This window comes from Maribacter sp. (assembly GCF_039968975.1).
GTDB lineage: Bacteria > Bacteroidota > Bacteroidia > Flavobacteriales > Flavobacteriaceae > Maribacter.
Genome location: NZ_JBDVOT010000240.1, coordinates 1 through 12,869 on the forward strand (window position 1 = coordinate 1; position 12,869 = coordinate 12,869).

At 35.5% G+C, this 12,869-nt stretch carries 14 protein-coding genes; 2 read left to right on the forward strand and 12 right to left on the reverse strand.

Annotated features, from left to right (window positions below):
• The coding region (locus ABJI11_RS16530) for a LytTR family DNA-binding domain-containing protein (RefSeq protein ID WP_348354686.1) at positions 1-411 on the forward strand (411 nt) is incomplete at its 5' end.
• An 11-nt stretch (positions 412-422) separates the two neighbouring features.
• On the opposite strand, the gene ABJI11_RS16535 is transcribed toward ABJI11_RS16530, so the two are convergent.
• Positions 423-944 (reverse strand): hypothetical protein, encoded by a 522-nt coding sequence (locus ABJI11_RS16535; protein WP_348354689.1) that lies wholly within the window; start codon positions 942-944, stop codon positions 423-425.
• Between the two features lie 582 nt (positions 945-1,526).
• Positions 1,527-2,765, reverse strand: coding sequence for a DUF2130 domain-containing protein (locus tag ABJI11_RS16540; RefSeq protein WP_276493690.1), 1,239 nt, complete (start codon positions 2,763-2,765; stop codon positions 1,527-1,529).
• Between the two features lie 168 nt (positions 2,766-2,933).
• Between ABJI11_RS16540 and ABJI11_RS16545 the strand changes: the two genes are divergently transcribed.
• A complete protein-coding gene (locus tag ABJI11_RS16545) occupies positions 2,934-3,068 on the forward strand; it encodes a hypothetical protein (RefSeq protein ID WP_348354692.1) in 135 nt (44 codons plus the stop codon).
• Positions 3,069-3,082: 14 nt separating this feature from the next.
• On the opposite strand, the gene ABJI11_RS16550 is transcribed toward ABJI11_RS16545, so the two are convergent.
• The 10 genes from ABJI11_RS16550 to ABJI11_RS16595 all read right to left on the reverse strand — a co-directional run bounded on the left by ABJI11_RS16550 (position 3,083) and on the right by ABJI11_RS16595 (position 12,772).
• Positions 3,083-3,619 carry a DinB family protein gene (locus ABJI11_RS16550; RefSeq protein ID WP_348354694.1) on the reverse strand — a complete coding sequence of 179 codons (537 nt, stop codon included), beginning with the start codon at positions 3,617-3,619 and terminating at the stop codon, positions 3,083-3,085.
• A 29-nt stretch (positions 3,620-3,648) separates the two neighbouring features.
• Positions 3,649-4,890 carry an alginate lyase family protein gene (locus ABJI11_RS16555; protein ID WP_348354697.1) on the reverse strand — a complete coding sequence of 414 codons (1,242 nt, stop codon included), beginning with the start codon at positions 4,888-4,890 and terminating at the stop codon, positions 3,649-3,651.
• Positions 4,891-4,991: 101 nt separating this feature from the next.
• A complete protein-coding gene (locus ABJI11_RS16560) occupies positions 4,992-5,228 on the reverse strand; it encodes a hypothetical protein (protein ID WP_348354700.1) in 237 nt (78 codons plus the stop codon).
• Positions 5,229-5,295: 67 nt separating this feature from the next.
• Positions 5,296-6,312 (reverse strand): tetratricopeptide repeat protein, encoded by a 1,017-nt coding sequence (locus ABJI11_RS16565; protein WP_348354703.1) that lies wholly within the window; start codon positions 6,310-6,312, stop codon positions 5,296-5,298.
• A 121-nt stretch (positions 6,313-6,433) separates the two neighbouring features.
• Positions 6,434-7,543, reverse strand: a complete 1,110-nt coding sequence (locus tag ABJI11_RS16570; protein ID WP_348354706.1) for a DUF4236 domain-containing protein — start codon at positions 7,541-7,543, stop codon at positions 6,434-6,436.
• 890 nt (positions 7,544-8,433) lie between these two features.
• Entirely contained in the window at positions 8,434-8,658 is a 225-nt protein-coding gene (locus ABJI11_RS16575) for a hypothetical protein (protein WP_348354709.1), read from the reverse strand.
• A gap of 190 nt (positions 8,659-8,848) precedes the next feature.
• Positions 8,849-10,123 carry an amidohydrolase family protein gene (locus tag ABJI11_RS16580; RefSeq protein ID WP_348354711.1) on the reverse strand — a complete coding sequence of 425 codons (1,275 nt, stop codon included), beginning with the start codon at positions 10,121-10,123 and terminating at the stop codon, positions 8,849-8,851.
• Between the two features lie 378 nt (positions 10,124-10,501).
• On the reverse strand, positions 10,502-11,014 hold the full coding sequence (locus ABJI11_RS16585) for a hypothetical protein (protein WP_348354714.1): 513 nt from the start codon (positions 11,012-11,014) through the stop codon (positions 10,502-10,504).
• 166 nt (positions 11,015-11,180) lie between these two features.
• Complete coding sequence (locus ABJI11_RS16590; protein WP_348354789.1) at positions 11,181-12,005, reverse strand: TIM barrel protein; 825 nt, start codon at positions 12,003-12,005, stop codon at positions 11,181-11,183.
• 86 nt (positions 12,006-12,091) lie between these two features.
• Positions 12,092-12,772, reverse strand: coding sequence for an NUDIX hydrolase (locus ABJI11_RS16595; RefSeq protein WP_348354716.1), 681 nt, complete (start codon positions 12,770-12,772; stop codon positions 12,092-12,094).
• Positions 12,773-12,869 lie beyond the last annotated feature (97 nt).

Here is a 12,869-nt window from a genome sequence, read left to right on the forward strand (position 1 = left end):
AACCAGCGTAGCGGAATAGACGAGCAGCAAATGCAAAGTCTGTTACATTTAATTCAGAATAAATCTACGAATTACAAGCAAACATTTTTGGTAGGTGTCGGTGATCAGTTGTTACCTATTAAAACTGCCGATATCGCCTATTTTTATATAGATACGGGGCTTGTTAAAGCTGTAACGGTACAAGAGCGTTTTTATGTGTTAGACATAAAATTAGAAGATATAGAAGAAGCTCTGGATCCTCAGCTATTCTACAGGGCCAATAGACAGTTTATAGTGCGTAGGGAAGCCATTACCGCTATTAAATTACATTTTAACAGTAAGTTGCTGGTAGATGTTCATCCACCGTGTAATGAACGTATTGTGGTGAGTAAGGCAAAGGCATCAGATTTTAAAAATTGGGTGGGAGCCTAGTCCTAACGTAGTTATGGTATGGTACTGATTTCATTCAATTTCCATTTACCGTCTTTATCCTTAAAAAAAGTAAAACTGTGCTGACCACCTTCAAAATCTAATGTAGGTGGTGTAGTCGTTACTAGAATATGAGCAAAGATGCTATTATTGCCTTCATCTTTCATTACTATAGTTTCATTTTTCTGAAGGACTTTTATGAATTCAGGTTTAAATTGGATATTATAATCATTGGCTACAAAACTATCTATAGGAATGTTGATGAGGTCATCATAAATTTTGTCATACCAAAGCGAATCCTGTTCTCTTAAAATGTTCATTTGCTCAGATTCAAATGGTGTATTTTCTAAACAGTCATAACAACGTATCGTTTTGTAGGATGCTTTTTTAAAAGCCAATGTGTCATTGTTCTCTAAGATATTCAGGAATTGAGACCACATTTTTGAATCTTCATTATTGGGAAGTTGCTTTTTTTGTTTACATGAGATGGAAAAGATCAGAAGTAGAAAAACAAATAAGTTAAGCGTTAATTTCATAAAATATTTTTTTGCTAAAACATGTAACATTTTGCATAAAAATGAAACTTATAGTTAAGTATGATTATCAAAATAGTCAAAAACATGCAAAAAGTAAAGACATCTTATTATTGGTATATAGTAGTATTATTAATAGCGATTATGTTAGGTGTCGGGTATTTTTTTGAGCTAGGAGAGTCATTTGGAGCCGCATTGGCGTAATTTATAAAAACATTTACTATTAAATATTTGAAATACTTTTTACTCATTATTGGAATATTAGGCTTAGCGGCAACACTCTTAAATGTCTTTTATTTTAAAGATACATCAAGCAGTAATTTTGGAAGCTTCATTGGTTGTATATACCTTATTTGGGTCTCTTTCAGATTCGAAAAAATGATTACATGGCTTAATTCAAAAACGAAAAGTGTTTAGCGTAATGCGCGGCACGCCTAGCGCTAAATACAACACGAAAAATGCTCAGTGATTTTAAGAACAAAACAAGAACTACCAAAGTGTATAAGGCAAGCGAAGAGCGTATAGCGAATATCGCGCAGCAAAAATCCGCTAACCCACTAGCAAACTAGTTCACTAACTAACCGACTAATCATCAATCTCCGCATCCGGTAAATCAAGAATAGTCGAAGTAGATAAGGCGTTACCAGCAATCCCTTTAATAGAGCCAAAGAGCACGTTTATATTTTCTTGAACACCCCAAATTTGCTTCTCGCGAACTGCAAAATTCTTGTAGGCCGCTTTCTTTTCGTAATTCAATTGCTTAATCATAGAATCATAATTTTCTATAATTCTATTGATATTTTGTACAAACTCGTTACTGGTTAGGTAAGAATAGAGCAGCTCCATCTTATCGCCTTTGTTTTCGTCAGATGATTTTATAGATTGTGTTTTTAAAAGTAGTTCACGAAGAACGAGCGATACACTTTTCACCTCATTGAATCCGCAGATCCACACGCCATTTTTCTCACCAAAGCGATCCATATCTGACGGAAAAGTCTCCGTTACAATTACTGCAATATCAGCCTTACAATTGATCTGGTCTTGCTTAAGTTTATTGATCCAATCGTTAGAGAAGTTTTTGGTACGCTTACTTTCATAAACGATAGAACCACAAGTCTGCTGAAGAGAGTTGATTACCGTTTGTATACAATCTGCACCACGAATACCCTTGCCAACCTCATCAATATTATCAAAAGGGTAGGTATTACGTAGCAATTCTTCAAGAGCTAATTCTTGTATTTCGCCCTGCATTTGCATAGAACCCTGTTCTGCCTTGCGTTTCATTTCATCAATCAACTTCTTTTGGTCGTCAAGTTGCTTTTGGTATTCTTTTTCTTTTAAAGCCATAGCCTCACGCTCTTTTGCCTTTGCCTTTTCTTCAATGACAGATTGTTTCTCTAACAGCTCTTTTTGCACGTTCATTTTAAGCTCTTCAGCTTTTTCTTTTAATTCGTTCTCACGTTTTAAAAGGTCTATTTCTTGTGCGCGCAAGGTTCTGTTTTCCTCTTTCTTTTTTTCGTTCTCCTGTTGTAGGGCACGTAGCTGTTGCTCAAAAGATTCGTTGGTCTGCTTTTGTATTTTTTCAGATTCTTTGGCAATACGTTGCGCTAGCTTCTCTTTAAAAAGCTCGTTCTCTTTTTCTTTCTTCTTCTCAAATTCTTCAACCTCAACTTCAAGTTTTCTACGTTCCTTATTGAATATTTCTGCCTGCTCAGCTACCTTACGTTCGTATTCAGCCTTAAAATGCGCTTGCATTTTACCAGAAAGTGCCTCTTCAACATCAAACTCATGAGCACAATTGGGGCATTTAATCTTATCTACCATTTTCAAATATCATTTGTAACTATAAAAATACAGAACCCAAATATGGCAAACAATCTTTGAGCGATAATCGCTATATAAAATATGCTTGACTATTTCTGTGAACTGACAATTGTCATAGAATAAAAAGCCGTTAGAATTTATTTTTACATCAAATTAAATGACCAACTTATGACGTTATTAAATCTTCCTTTGGTGAACTGGGGGCACGGTGTTATTTTAATTGCCATTTTTGCGGCAGTTTGTCTTGGGCTAGTACTTGTGGTATATAGTTTAATGAAAAACGACAAGAAGAAGCAAGAGTAGTATTTCTAAACTACTTATTGGTATAACACATACCTTGGTGGCGTTAGGCCCTTTAGGCGCATGGCAACTAACATTTGCCCTCTGTGGTGCGTAATATGATCTGCCAAAAGCATACATATTTGTCTTTTAGAGCGGTCTAGCCCAAAATAATCTAAATGATCATCTAGTTTGTTGGTATCAAACTCTTGCAGCAGTGCTATAGCTTCGCCAAAAGTTTGGTCTATTCTTGCCATCATTTCAGCTTTAGTTTTATTCGCAGGTTTAAAAATGGTGTCCGTCTGGTACACTCGTGCCTCACGATCGCCTAAAAGTGATTGGCTGTGCCAGTCTAAAGCAAAACCAATATGCATTAAATTTTCGGAGAAGCATAAAGACTCGGGCGTAACCTTATAATCATAATGTTCTTCTGGCATCATTTCGGCAACCAATTGTAAGTACTTATTGGAGTTCTCTAATCGCTCTACAAAATCCGATAGAAATTTATCCTCTTGGGCTAAAAGAGGGGTAATTGTCATTAAGATGAAATAGGTGAAAATAAAGCGTTTTTTCATTTGATTTTTTTGATTGATGAATAACTAATTTACCAGCCATTTGGCAATGGGTCAAGTAATTGAACAATGGGTGATGGCAAGGCATCTCCCGGCAGTTTATTTAGAATATTGGCAAATTCACGTTCCTTGAAGCCAAGTGCGGCATTCCAATACAACTCGTTGGCTCTACTGGTGCTGACAGGTTTAACTTGTTCACCTGGCCATTCTTCTTCACCGATAATAAAAGGAGTAATGTAATCAATAGCTAGCCGTATGCTACGACCCTCTGTACTGCGATAAGTAAATAAATCATAGTCTAGGTGGCGACCTAAGCGGGCAACGCCCGTAAGTGCACGGGCACCGTATACACTATAGCTTAATGCATTGGTGCGGATAAGTTCCTGTGGCTGGCGACCATCAATGAAGACCTGCCCAAAAATACGTGCGGGCATAAGGTCTAGGTGATTGCGTGCAATTTCGGGTTTTTCACCATAGAGCGAATAGAGAATTAAATGATAATTATACCAAGCACCATGGTTGTTGGGCTGCATAGCCTCCTCTATTCCTTCCGGACTTTCCACCATCCAAGTCGCTAATTCACCAAACCAACTTCGTAGGTCTTTTTGGTCTTTTTCTGTCCAGCCAGAATAGTCTTCAAGTAAAATTGCGCAATCAACGACCCAATCCATTCTATTAGATTCTAGAATACCTCCACTACTATTATAATCATGACCACGGCGCTTTTGACCGAAACGGAAATTAGGGTTCATTCTAGTTTCAGGATCAAGATACCAGGCACGAATTTGCTGTACGGCACGTTGTGCATAACGTTCATCGCCCGTGAAATACCAAGCAGGAACCAACGAACTAACCGCTCTGCCCATAGCCTCGAGTCTAGAAACATCAGAAGTGCGACGATCAGGATTTGTAACCCCGTCACGCCAAATGTACGGACCATCAGGATTTTCAGCATCTGGCCACCAATATGGGCTATAGCTAAAGTAGTCGTGTGCATCGCCACTAGGTGGTAACGCACCTTCGGCAAAAACGTTGACAATGGGTTGTTCAAGTGCAGCATCAGCTTTTTCAACGATTATTTTTAAGGCGGCAACCAAATCTGAATTGCCCGCTGCAAGTTCTTTTTTTATTCTTGATAGTTGATCCCCTTGTCCAATGAGTAGAGCAGGGGTGGTATTGGTTTTAATGTCTTGGGCAAAAGCGAATGTTGTACATAGAATGCATACTAATGACAGAGAAAGGTAATGCAACCGTTGTTTTAGCAGAGAGTTCATGATGTAAAATTTTATAGCAAGTTTAAAATGAAAAGTGAGGTTAATAATCTAATTTGATTTTCATTGAAACTTGATGTTTATAGTGTATGCTAAAAATGCTATTAATGCATAGAAATAGCAATTTTCAATATGATGTTATTGAAAATAGTGATAATTGCTATCATATTGCTAGAAAATGGAGTGAAATTGTTTAGTGGGTCTGTTGCGGTGGATAGGTTTTTCGGGATAGGTTTGAAATTTGTGGTTAAGCTTTTTTCTCGTTCTTCTTGAGTCAATGTCCAAGTATTGATGACTTTTTGTTCTAGTCTATTTTCGGTAGTAGGTGTCACTAACTCCACTTCAACAATACTATCGGTTGGGAATTTGTATTTAGCGGATTCTATTAAATACCCATTTACATAAATGCTATTGCTCTCTTCTCAACCATTGATCAAACGCTACTAATCTATCATTGTTTACGGCTAACCATTTCAGGGCATCTTCATTTTTACTTTGGCTAATGTATTGGCAATAGGTTTCTAAATGCTCGCTTTTAGCTAAATCATAAAAAAAGGGAATGTAGAAAGTCCACCAAATTTCTTTGTTGTTATCATCCTTTAATTCTCCTAGTATCTTAAAGAATGATTCTGTGTTTTTTAAGAACATTTCTTCATCAGTTTTGTCTTTGTTCTCTTCTAAGGATCTTGAAGCTTCTAACATAGAAATCATTAATTCTGTGGAACTAAATTGTTTGTCGTTGTTCATGTTCAACAAAATATTAATGTTATTGGGTTTTTCAGAGTCTCGGGTGACATTTCCTCCAAAATTATCTTGAAGATTTCCAAATGCAATTTTTGACCTTTCACTATCTGGTTCTAGAAATAGAAAATAATGTGATGCTAGTAAGGTTTGAACCGTATTACCTTTTTGATTATGAATGTATGAGAGTATCAAATGACTACTTGAATGATTAGGATTTAGTTCAATTGCCTTAAGTAGTTGCTCTTCTGCTTTATCTAAATCATTAAGCTTGTAGTGGTTTATACCTAAATTAAAATGAAGCAAATAATGGATACGTTTTTGTTTGATTGCTTTTTCAAAAAGCTTGATTGACTCTTTTGTTTTACCTAACATATCTAAAGATGACCCTTTTGTTAGAGTGGCCTCTAACAAATAATCTTCCTTTTGCTTTAGAACAAAATCTGAGTACTTGACAGCTTCTTCATAATTCCCTTTTGAGAAGTAGCTCAAAGACATTTCATAATGAGTTAGAGTAGATTTTGGGTCTACATCAAGCGCTTTAGAATAAGAAGCAATGGCATTGTCATAATCTCCATTATCATGATGTTCAATACCTTCTTTTACATAGTCTTCTAGGTTATTTTGAGAAAAAAGAGATAGAAAAGAAAATAAAAATAGGGTTGTTATGGTTGATTGTCTCATGGTTTATTACGTGTTCTAAGCACCCAATTTAGCAAACTCAAATCGAATAAAACATTAAAAAGGATTTTCGTAAATAGGCTAGAATTAGCAATGGGGTATATACATTGTTACCATACGCTTTTTATTCAATATAATTATTGTATCTATCAGCAAACTCTTTCGAGTACTCCTCATTACTAAAAAGAAAAACTTCAAAAACTCCGGTATTACTTTTAAAAGTTAACTCTCCATATCGTGCTAATGGGATTTTATAATTATCCTTAAATCTTCTATCGGGTGTTCCGTCTTTGTTTACTTTTGCCCAGGTTTCTCCAACTATTTTACTGTCCTTAGGTATTTTTTCAGTTTCGAGAAAGTTCATTGATTCAAAGGTTAAATTTAATTTGTCAATTTCAATGAGTCCAAAATTTTCCTTGTTATCAAATAGCGCAGCAAAACCTGGATAAATGTAAATATTACTGCCATTTTGATTTTGAAAACACATAGCCTCATAAACCGAATTTAAAAATGGTATTTTCTGATAGCTTACTTTTGTGGGCTTACGTTCTATGCTTCTGTTAGCAGAAGACCGATTGTCATCATTTGGAACTGCGTTAGTCATATCCCAAATGATGGAAGAATTTAATAAATTGTCAAATGCAAGTTTTAGTTTCAAATATTTTTCATCGAGGACTCTATCCATATCAATTTCTATATCAATATGGCATTCTGTAACTTGTTTTTTTAAATTGACTAAATATTCCTTTTTCTCAAGATAATCTTTATCGAACCATTTAATTAAAAAACCAATTAAAAAAACTTTTGAAATTATTCTTAAAGTATTTGAATTTTTAACCTTTTTTTCAAGTTGTGAAATCTCTTTTTTAATTGCAACCATTTCTTTATTAGCAGCAACTAATGTTTCTTTCAATTCCAATAAACCCTGTGTAGTAACTTCAGAAGCATTTTTACTTTTTATTTCTCCTCTCAAATTTTCTGGAAGGAAATAGTTTTCGGTTTGTTGTGTTTCTGGTGGAAAGTCTACGGATTTTTGATTTTTTGAATCCCAGGCAGTAATTTTTTTCCTGTCATAAATTCCAGTTCCGGGAATTCCAGTATTCAAATAAGCTCCGTCCTTATTAAGATTAACATTAAATCCTTTAATTCCCAAAGTAGTGCTAATTCCGCTCGCACTAAAGTTTACATAGAAACCCGGAAATAATTTTTGTCTTCTTCTAAATTTTAACCCCATTGTTGTTTGGTCATATTGGTGCTAACGATTGTGTATATACACAATTACACATATTTCGGGTATATGTAGTGGTTTTTAAATTAGTTTCTGCTAAAGTGGTAGGGGGAGTGTACTTTGCTTGGTACTGCAATATAAAGAAGATACGGTATATTTTCTTACGGGTTTCCGTAAAACTATCAGAAAAATATATGGGGTGTAAAGAGAATATAACGAGCTGCGTTTGTAGTTAGAACGAGTACACCGTAGCACCCACCCCTTAACCCCCCTCGCAAGAGGGGAGAATTGCGTTTTTATTTGCGAATTTATGGTTTGTTGGGAGCTTCTGTTTCTATAATAACTATTTCTTCTTATTTGTCTAAAAAGCTAAATAAAAGTCACTATCTGTTCCCCTCTTGGGAGGGGCTAGGGTGGGTATTTTGGATTTTGGTAAGTTGGGAGATGGTGACAAACGAGTTCTCGATACAAATTTTCTCATTCTTCGAAAATTCACTCGAAGTGACAATATTATTTAGAACGAATGGGCTAACATATATTGAATTGAATACGCATTGTCAGTTCGAGTGGTTTTAAGTTGTAATGTAATGGAAACTTAAAATTGTATCGAGAACTCTTTGGTACACGAATGTTTCTTGATACAAATTCCTCGTACCTCGTAGTTCACTCGAAGTGACAATATTACTTAGAATGAAAGGACTAACATTTATTGAATTGAATACGTATTGTCAGTTCCAGTGGTTTTATGTTGTAATGCAATGGAAACTTAAAATTGTATCGAGAACCCTTTGGTACACGAATGTTTCTCGATACAAACTTCTTGTACCTCGTAGTTCACTCGAAGTGACAATATTATTTATAACGAACAAGCTAACAAAAGCTGAATGTAGAACGCCTTATTCTATAATCTCATAATCTATACTCAGCTTTCGTAAAGCTCTTAAAGCTGAACCAGAATTTTTATCGCTTACTTCAATATCTACTGCATCACCTTCTAAAAGAATATCTGTAAGCTCATTGGCAAGCGAATCGCTAACATTAGATGATAATTCTGCAATACAATTAGCTATCGCTCTTCTATCTGGTCTTTGGGCATCACATGACAATAAATTGATTTTCATAAGGGTAATTTATACATGCAAGATACCAGTGTTGGGTGAGGTAAAGGGTATAGGTCTGCAATTATTAAATTTTAGTCACTATCTGTTTCTTTATTTGGTTAACACACCGAAAAAGATTGTTTTGATAAAATTGCGTTGCGGTAAATTCATGATTTTCGTTTTTTTTAGAATTAAAATTCTAAGCCATATGTTACTTTTCGTTTTTATATACCACACCACCTTTCATTACAAACTTTACATGTTCTAAAGTGGATATATCTTTAATAGGATTGGCGTCTACTGCAATAATATCTGCTAGTAACCCTTGTTTTAGCTCACCACGATCGGTAAGTTCTAACATTGCTGCACTATTAGTGGTAGCTGTTTGTATAGCTTCCATAGAATTCATGCCACACTCCATTAATGCCGCGAATTCAATAGCATTTTTTCCATGAGGGATTATAGGAGTATCTGTACCAAAGGCAATTTTTACATTAGCTTTTATAGCATTCTTCAGGTTTTGCTTGGCAATAGGCATTACATATTCAGCTTTACCGGCCATGACGGGGTCCATTTTGTCTATCATAGGTTCAATGATAGTGGCTAGACCCCTTGTAGGAACTAAATACACCCCTTTTTCTTTCATTAACTGAATACCTTCATCATCAATAATAGATCCGTGCTCAATAGAGTATACACCAGCTCTTATTGCCTCTTTAATGCCTTCTGTTCCATGTGCGTGGGCGGCAACGTTAATATGATGTCTAGAAGCTTCATCCACAATGGTCTTCATTTCTTCATTGCTTAATTGTTGTGCGCCAATAGCATCTTCCATAGACAATACACCAGCAGTAGCGTGCATTTTAATAAATTTAGCCCCATGCTTAATTTGATAGCGTACCGCTTCGATAGCATCATATTTTCCATTGATGATTCCGTCATTAGGCCCAACGGTAACTAATCCTTCGGCTAGTCCTAAAGAAATGTCACCATGCCCGCCATTAATAGAAATCATATGTCCCGATGGAATGATTCTCGGTGCAGCTATCATTCCATTGTCAGAAGCTTCGGAAACTGCAACATCTATAAGCTCTGGTGTAATATGCAGCTGCCCTATACTTCTTATGGTGGTGAAACCGGCCATTAATGTTTTTTCAGCATTCACGATTGCCCTTACGGTACCTTGACTGGCACTTTCTTTATAGACATAGTCCCAGTTCCCTCTAAAATCGCCATCTAAATGAACGTGCATATCCATAAGGCCGGGTAATAAGATTTTACCTGTTAGGTCTACAGTTTCTAGATTGTTAGGCAATGTCTTAGGGTTGATGGATTTTATAGTTCCGTTTTCGATGAGAAGATTAGCTGGAGAGATTAATTTACCAGTTCTAACATTTAAGTACGAATCTGCCTTAATCAATTTGGATTGGGCGTGAATGGATATTGTAGAAATAAACAGTAGTGCTAATAGTATGAGATTTTTCATTTAATAATGGTTGGATTTTAATGGTCTTTATTCAGTTGGATTATATTACATGAAATTAGTGAAAATAAGTGGTATACGTTTTTGTTTTTATTTAAGAAGTACGGTTTTGTTATTATCCAGCGGATCACCCCTCAATCCCCTCCCGGGAGGGAGTTTTTTTATTATTGGTCGTTTGAAGGATTGGTTTTTGTACGAGTTATTTGTTTTTATTATCTAAAAGTTTAATCAAAGTGAGGGTCTTTTTCCCTCTTGGGAGGGGCTAGGGGTTGGTAACTAGAGTACGCATGTTTGATGCTAGCAACTGTACCCGGCAAAACTAAAAAACCGCTTTAAAGAAATCTCTTTAAAGCGGTTTTAGTATTAGAAAATATTTTCAAGCTATACGAATAGTAGTATAATAGTCAACACTATGCCGCCTAATGAAAAATATAACCCTTTTTTAAACACTGTAGTTTTTGGCATAAACATCCAAAAAGAGGAGACTACGAAAAACAGCAATGATAGTCCGAAAAATATATTCAGAAAATATACGGGACTATTCGTTGTTGCTTTATGAAGGTGTTCCATTTTATCTAAAATAAAAGGAAGTTCCATTTTTTTTATAGTCGCCATGCCTGTAGCAGTGTTGTACTGACCTTGTTTAAAGTAAACAATATCGCCCTCTGTCTTTTCGGGTTTTACGCCTCCTTTAATACGTAGTGCGCCACTAAGTTCAGCAGTTTTTAAATTTGGTTGTAACTGACGTTCTGTAATTTTTTCACTTTTCAGAAAATCGGTATTTCTGTAAATCATGATAATTCCGCTAATGGCATACATAGCCATGATACCGGCTAAAAAGAAACCTAGGTAGCGGTGAATAATTCTCATACGTAAACTTGTGGTCATTCTCATTTTGTATTATTTATAAATTGGCATTGGCCGAGCAAAAATAGGAACATATTTTTATAAACGGTTATGACTGTTTTAAAGGAGAAAGGTTTAATGGTAGTTTGTAAAAAAAGAAAACCCCAAAGAGAAAAATCTCTTCGGGGCATTCTCCGTTGTTTGGTATTAATTATTATTTGAAACCTATTTCTTTAATACCTTCATGGCTAATTTTAATGGCGTCTAAAGGTTTTAAACCGTCAAAGGTCATATCTTGCTCAACCATATAGTACTTCATTCCAGAAAGCTCTTTGTTCGCCAAGATATTTTTGAACCCTATAGAACCTGTACCCACCGGGGCAAACCTACCTTGTTCGTCCATATCTTTAACATGCCATATTTTAAAACGACCTGGGTACTTGTTGAAATAAGCAATAGGGTTGGCACCTGCTTTGGTAACCCAAAACAAATCCATCTGAAAGTTCAGTAGTTTAGAGTCTATGTTTTCTAATAAGTAGTCTATTGGTACAATACCTTCAGCATTCTTTTTGAATTCAAAATCATGATTGTGGTATAATAATTTTAACCCTGCTTTATTTGCCTTTTCACCAAGGGTGGTTAAAATTTTAGCCAAGTCTTCTACAGTGCCTGTCATACCCATGGTTCTGTCTTCTTGGTTGAAGGTAAACATACCCATTGGAGGAATTGGAACTACGAAATATTTAAAACCTGCAGCCTTGGCATCTGCCATCATCTTATCTGCATTGTCAAGAGTTACTGCACTTTGGTGCGTACTGATTGGTTTTAATTTTAAAGATTTTAATAAGTCTTTAAAATCTGCGGGAGTCATACCATAATACTTGCCATCTTCATAACCGGCTGCTTCAATGTTTTTATAACCTGCATCTGAAACTGCCTGTAGCGTAGTCTTTGCATTTGTACCCATATCGTCTCTAACCGTGTAAAGTGCAAGGCCACCAAATTTCTTTTGGGCGTAGGTGGTCAATGTGCCGAACATAAAAGCTGCGAGAACGGTACATTTTAAAAAGTTGTTTAATCTTGATTTGTTCATTGTTGTTGTATTAATTGAGCGTGTTAGTTTTATTATTTAAAGCTGTAGAGGTATGGAGCTTTATGAGCTTTGCCCTCAAAAAGTTTCTCATGTCGTTCTAAGATATCTAACGACAACATTTTGCGTTGAAAACTTGTGCGTCTTAATGTTTGGTCTAAAATGGCTTCAAAAACTTGTTGTAATTGCTTCATCGTAAATTTTTGAGGTAGTAAGTTCATACCTATCAATTTTTCACTGATGTTGTTACGAAGTACCTCAAGAGCTTTATCTACAATTTCGTTATGATCCATCATTAATTGTGGTACATTATCAATGTCATACCAACCAATACTATCAGAAAGGTGATCTGGTTTTGGATCTACATCTTCATAATTAATAAGTGCATAATGCCCTACCGTTAAAAAGCGTTCTAGCATCCAACTATTTTCTTCTAGGTCTTTGTTATTACCTTCTAAGATGCGGCGCATATCAAAAACATTGGCTCTATCGGGTTTATCAAAAACCTGAAACTGATCCATAAAAACGTTTGTAAGCCCCGTCCTATCTTCTACACCTTTGTTTACGGCGTCTTTTAAACTCTGGTCTTTTTTGATAAATCCCCCCGGAAGTGCAAATAAGCCCGTATTGTGATATTCTAGAATTAAAATTTTTAATGTCTTACCATTAAAACCAAATATTACACAGTCATAAGAAAGGTTAGGAATGAATTTCATATTTTTTGCACCTCTCGTTAGTGAATTTGATAATTTTTAGTTGTGATTTTCAAATAAAGCATAAAATAACGGGTTATCAAAGGATTATTGTAATTAA

Excerpts from the sequence above, each read along its gene's own strand:
- ABJI11_RS16535 (WP_348354689.1), bottom strand. The coding sequence starts at position 944 with ATGAAATTAACGCTTAACTTATTTGTTTTTCTACTTCTGATCTTTTCC.
- ABJI11_RS16540 (WP_276493690.1), bottom strand. The coding sequence starts at position 2,765 with ATGGTAGATAAGATTAAATGCCCCAATTGTGCTCATGAGTTTGATGTT.
- ABJI11_RS16545 (WP_348354692.1), top strand. The coding sequence starts at position 2,934 with ATGACGTTATTAAATCTTCCTTTGGTGAACTGGGGGCACGGTGTTATT.
- ABJI11_RS16550 (WP_348354694.1), bottom strand. The coding sequence starts at position 3,619 with ATGAAAAAACGCTTTATTTTCACCTATTTCATCTTAATGACAATTACC.
- ABJI11_RS16555 (WP_348354697.1), bottom strand. The coding sequence starts at position 4,890 with ATGAACTCTCTGCTAAAACAACGGTTGCATTACCTTTCTCTGTCATTA.
- ABJI11_RS16565 (WP_348354703.1), bottom strand. The coding sequence starts at position 6,312 with ATGAGACAATCAACCATAACAACCCTATTTTTATTTTCTTTTCTATCT.
- ABJI11_RS16570 (WP_348354706.1), bottom strand. The coding sequence starts at position 7,543 with ATGGGGTTAAAATTTAGAAGAAGACAAAAATTATTTCCGGGTTTCTAT.
- ABJI11_RS16575 (WP_348354709.1), bottom strand. The coding sequence starts at position 8,658 with ATGAAAATCAATTTATTGTCATGTGATGCCCAAAGACCAGATAGAAGA.
- ABJI11_RS16580 (WP_348354711.1), bottom strand. The coding sequence starts at position 10,123 with ATGAAAAATCTCATACTATTAGCACTACTGTTTATTTCTACAATATCC.
- ABJI11_RS16585 (WP_348354714.1), bottom strand. The coding sequence starts at position 11,014 with ATGAGAATGACCACAAGTTTACGTATGAGAATTATTCACCGCTACCTA.
- ABJI11_RS16590 (WP_348354789.1), bottom strand. The coding sequence starts at position 12,005 with ATGTTCGGCACATTGACCACCTACGCCCAAAAGAAATTTGGTGGCCTT.
- ABJI11_RS16595 (WP_348354716.1), bottom strand. The coding sequence starts at position 12,772 with ATGAAATTCATTCCTAACCTTTCTTATGACTGTGTAATATTTGGTTTT.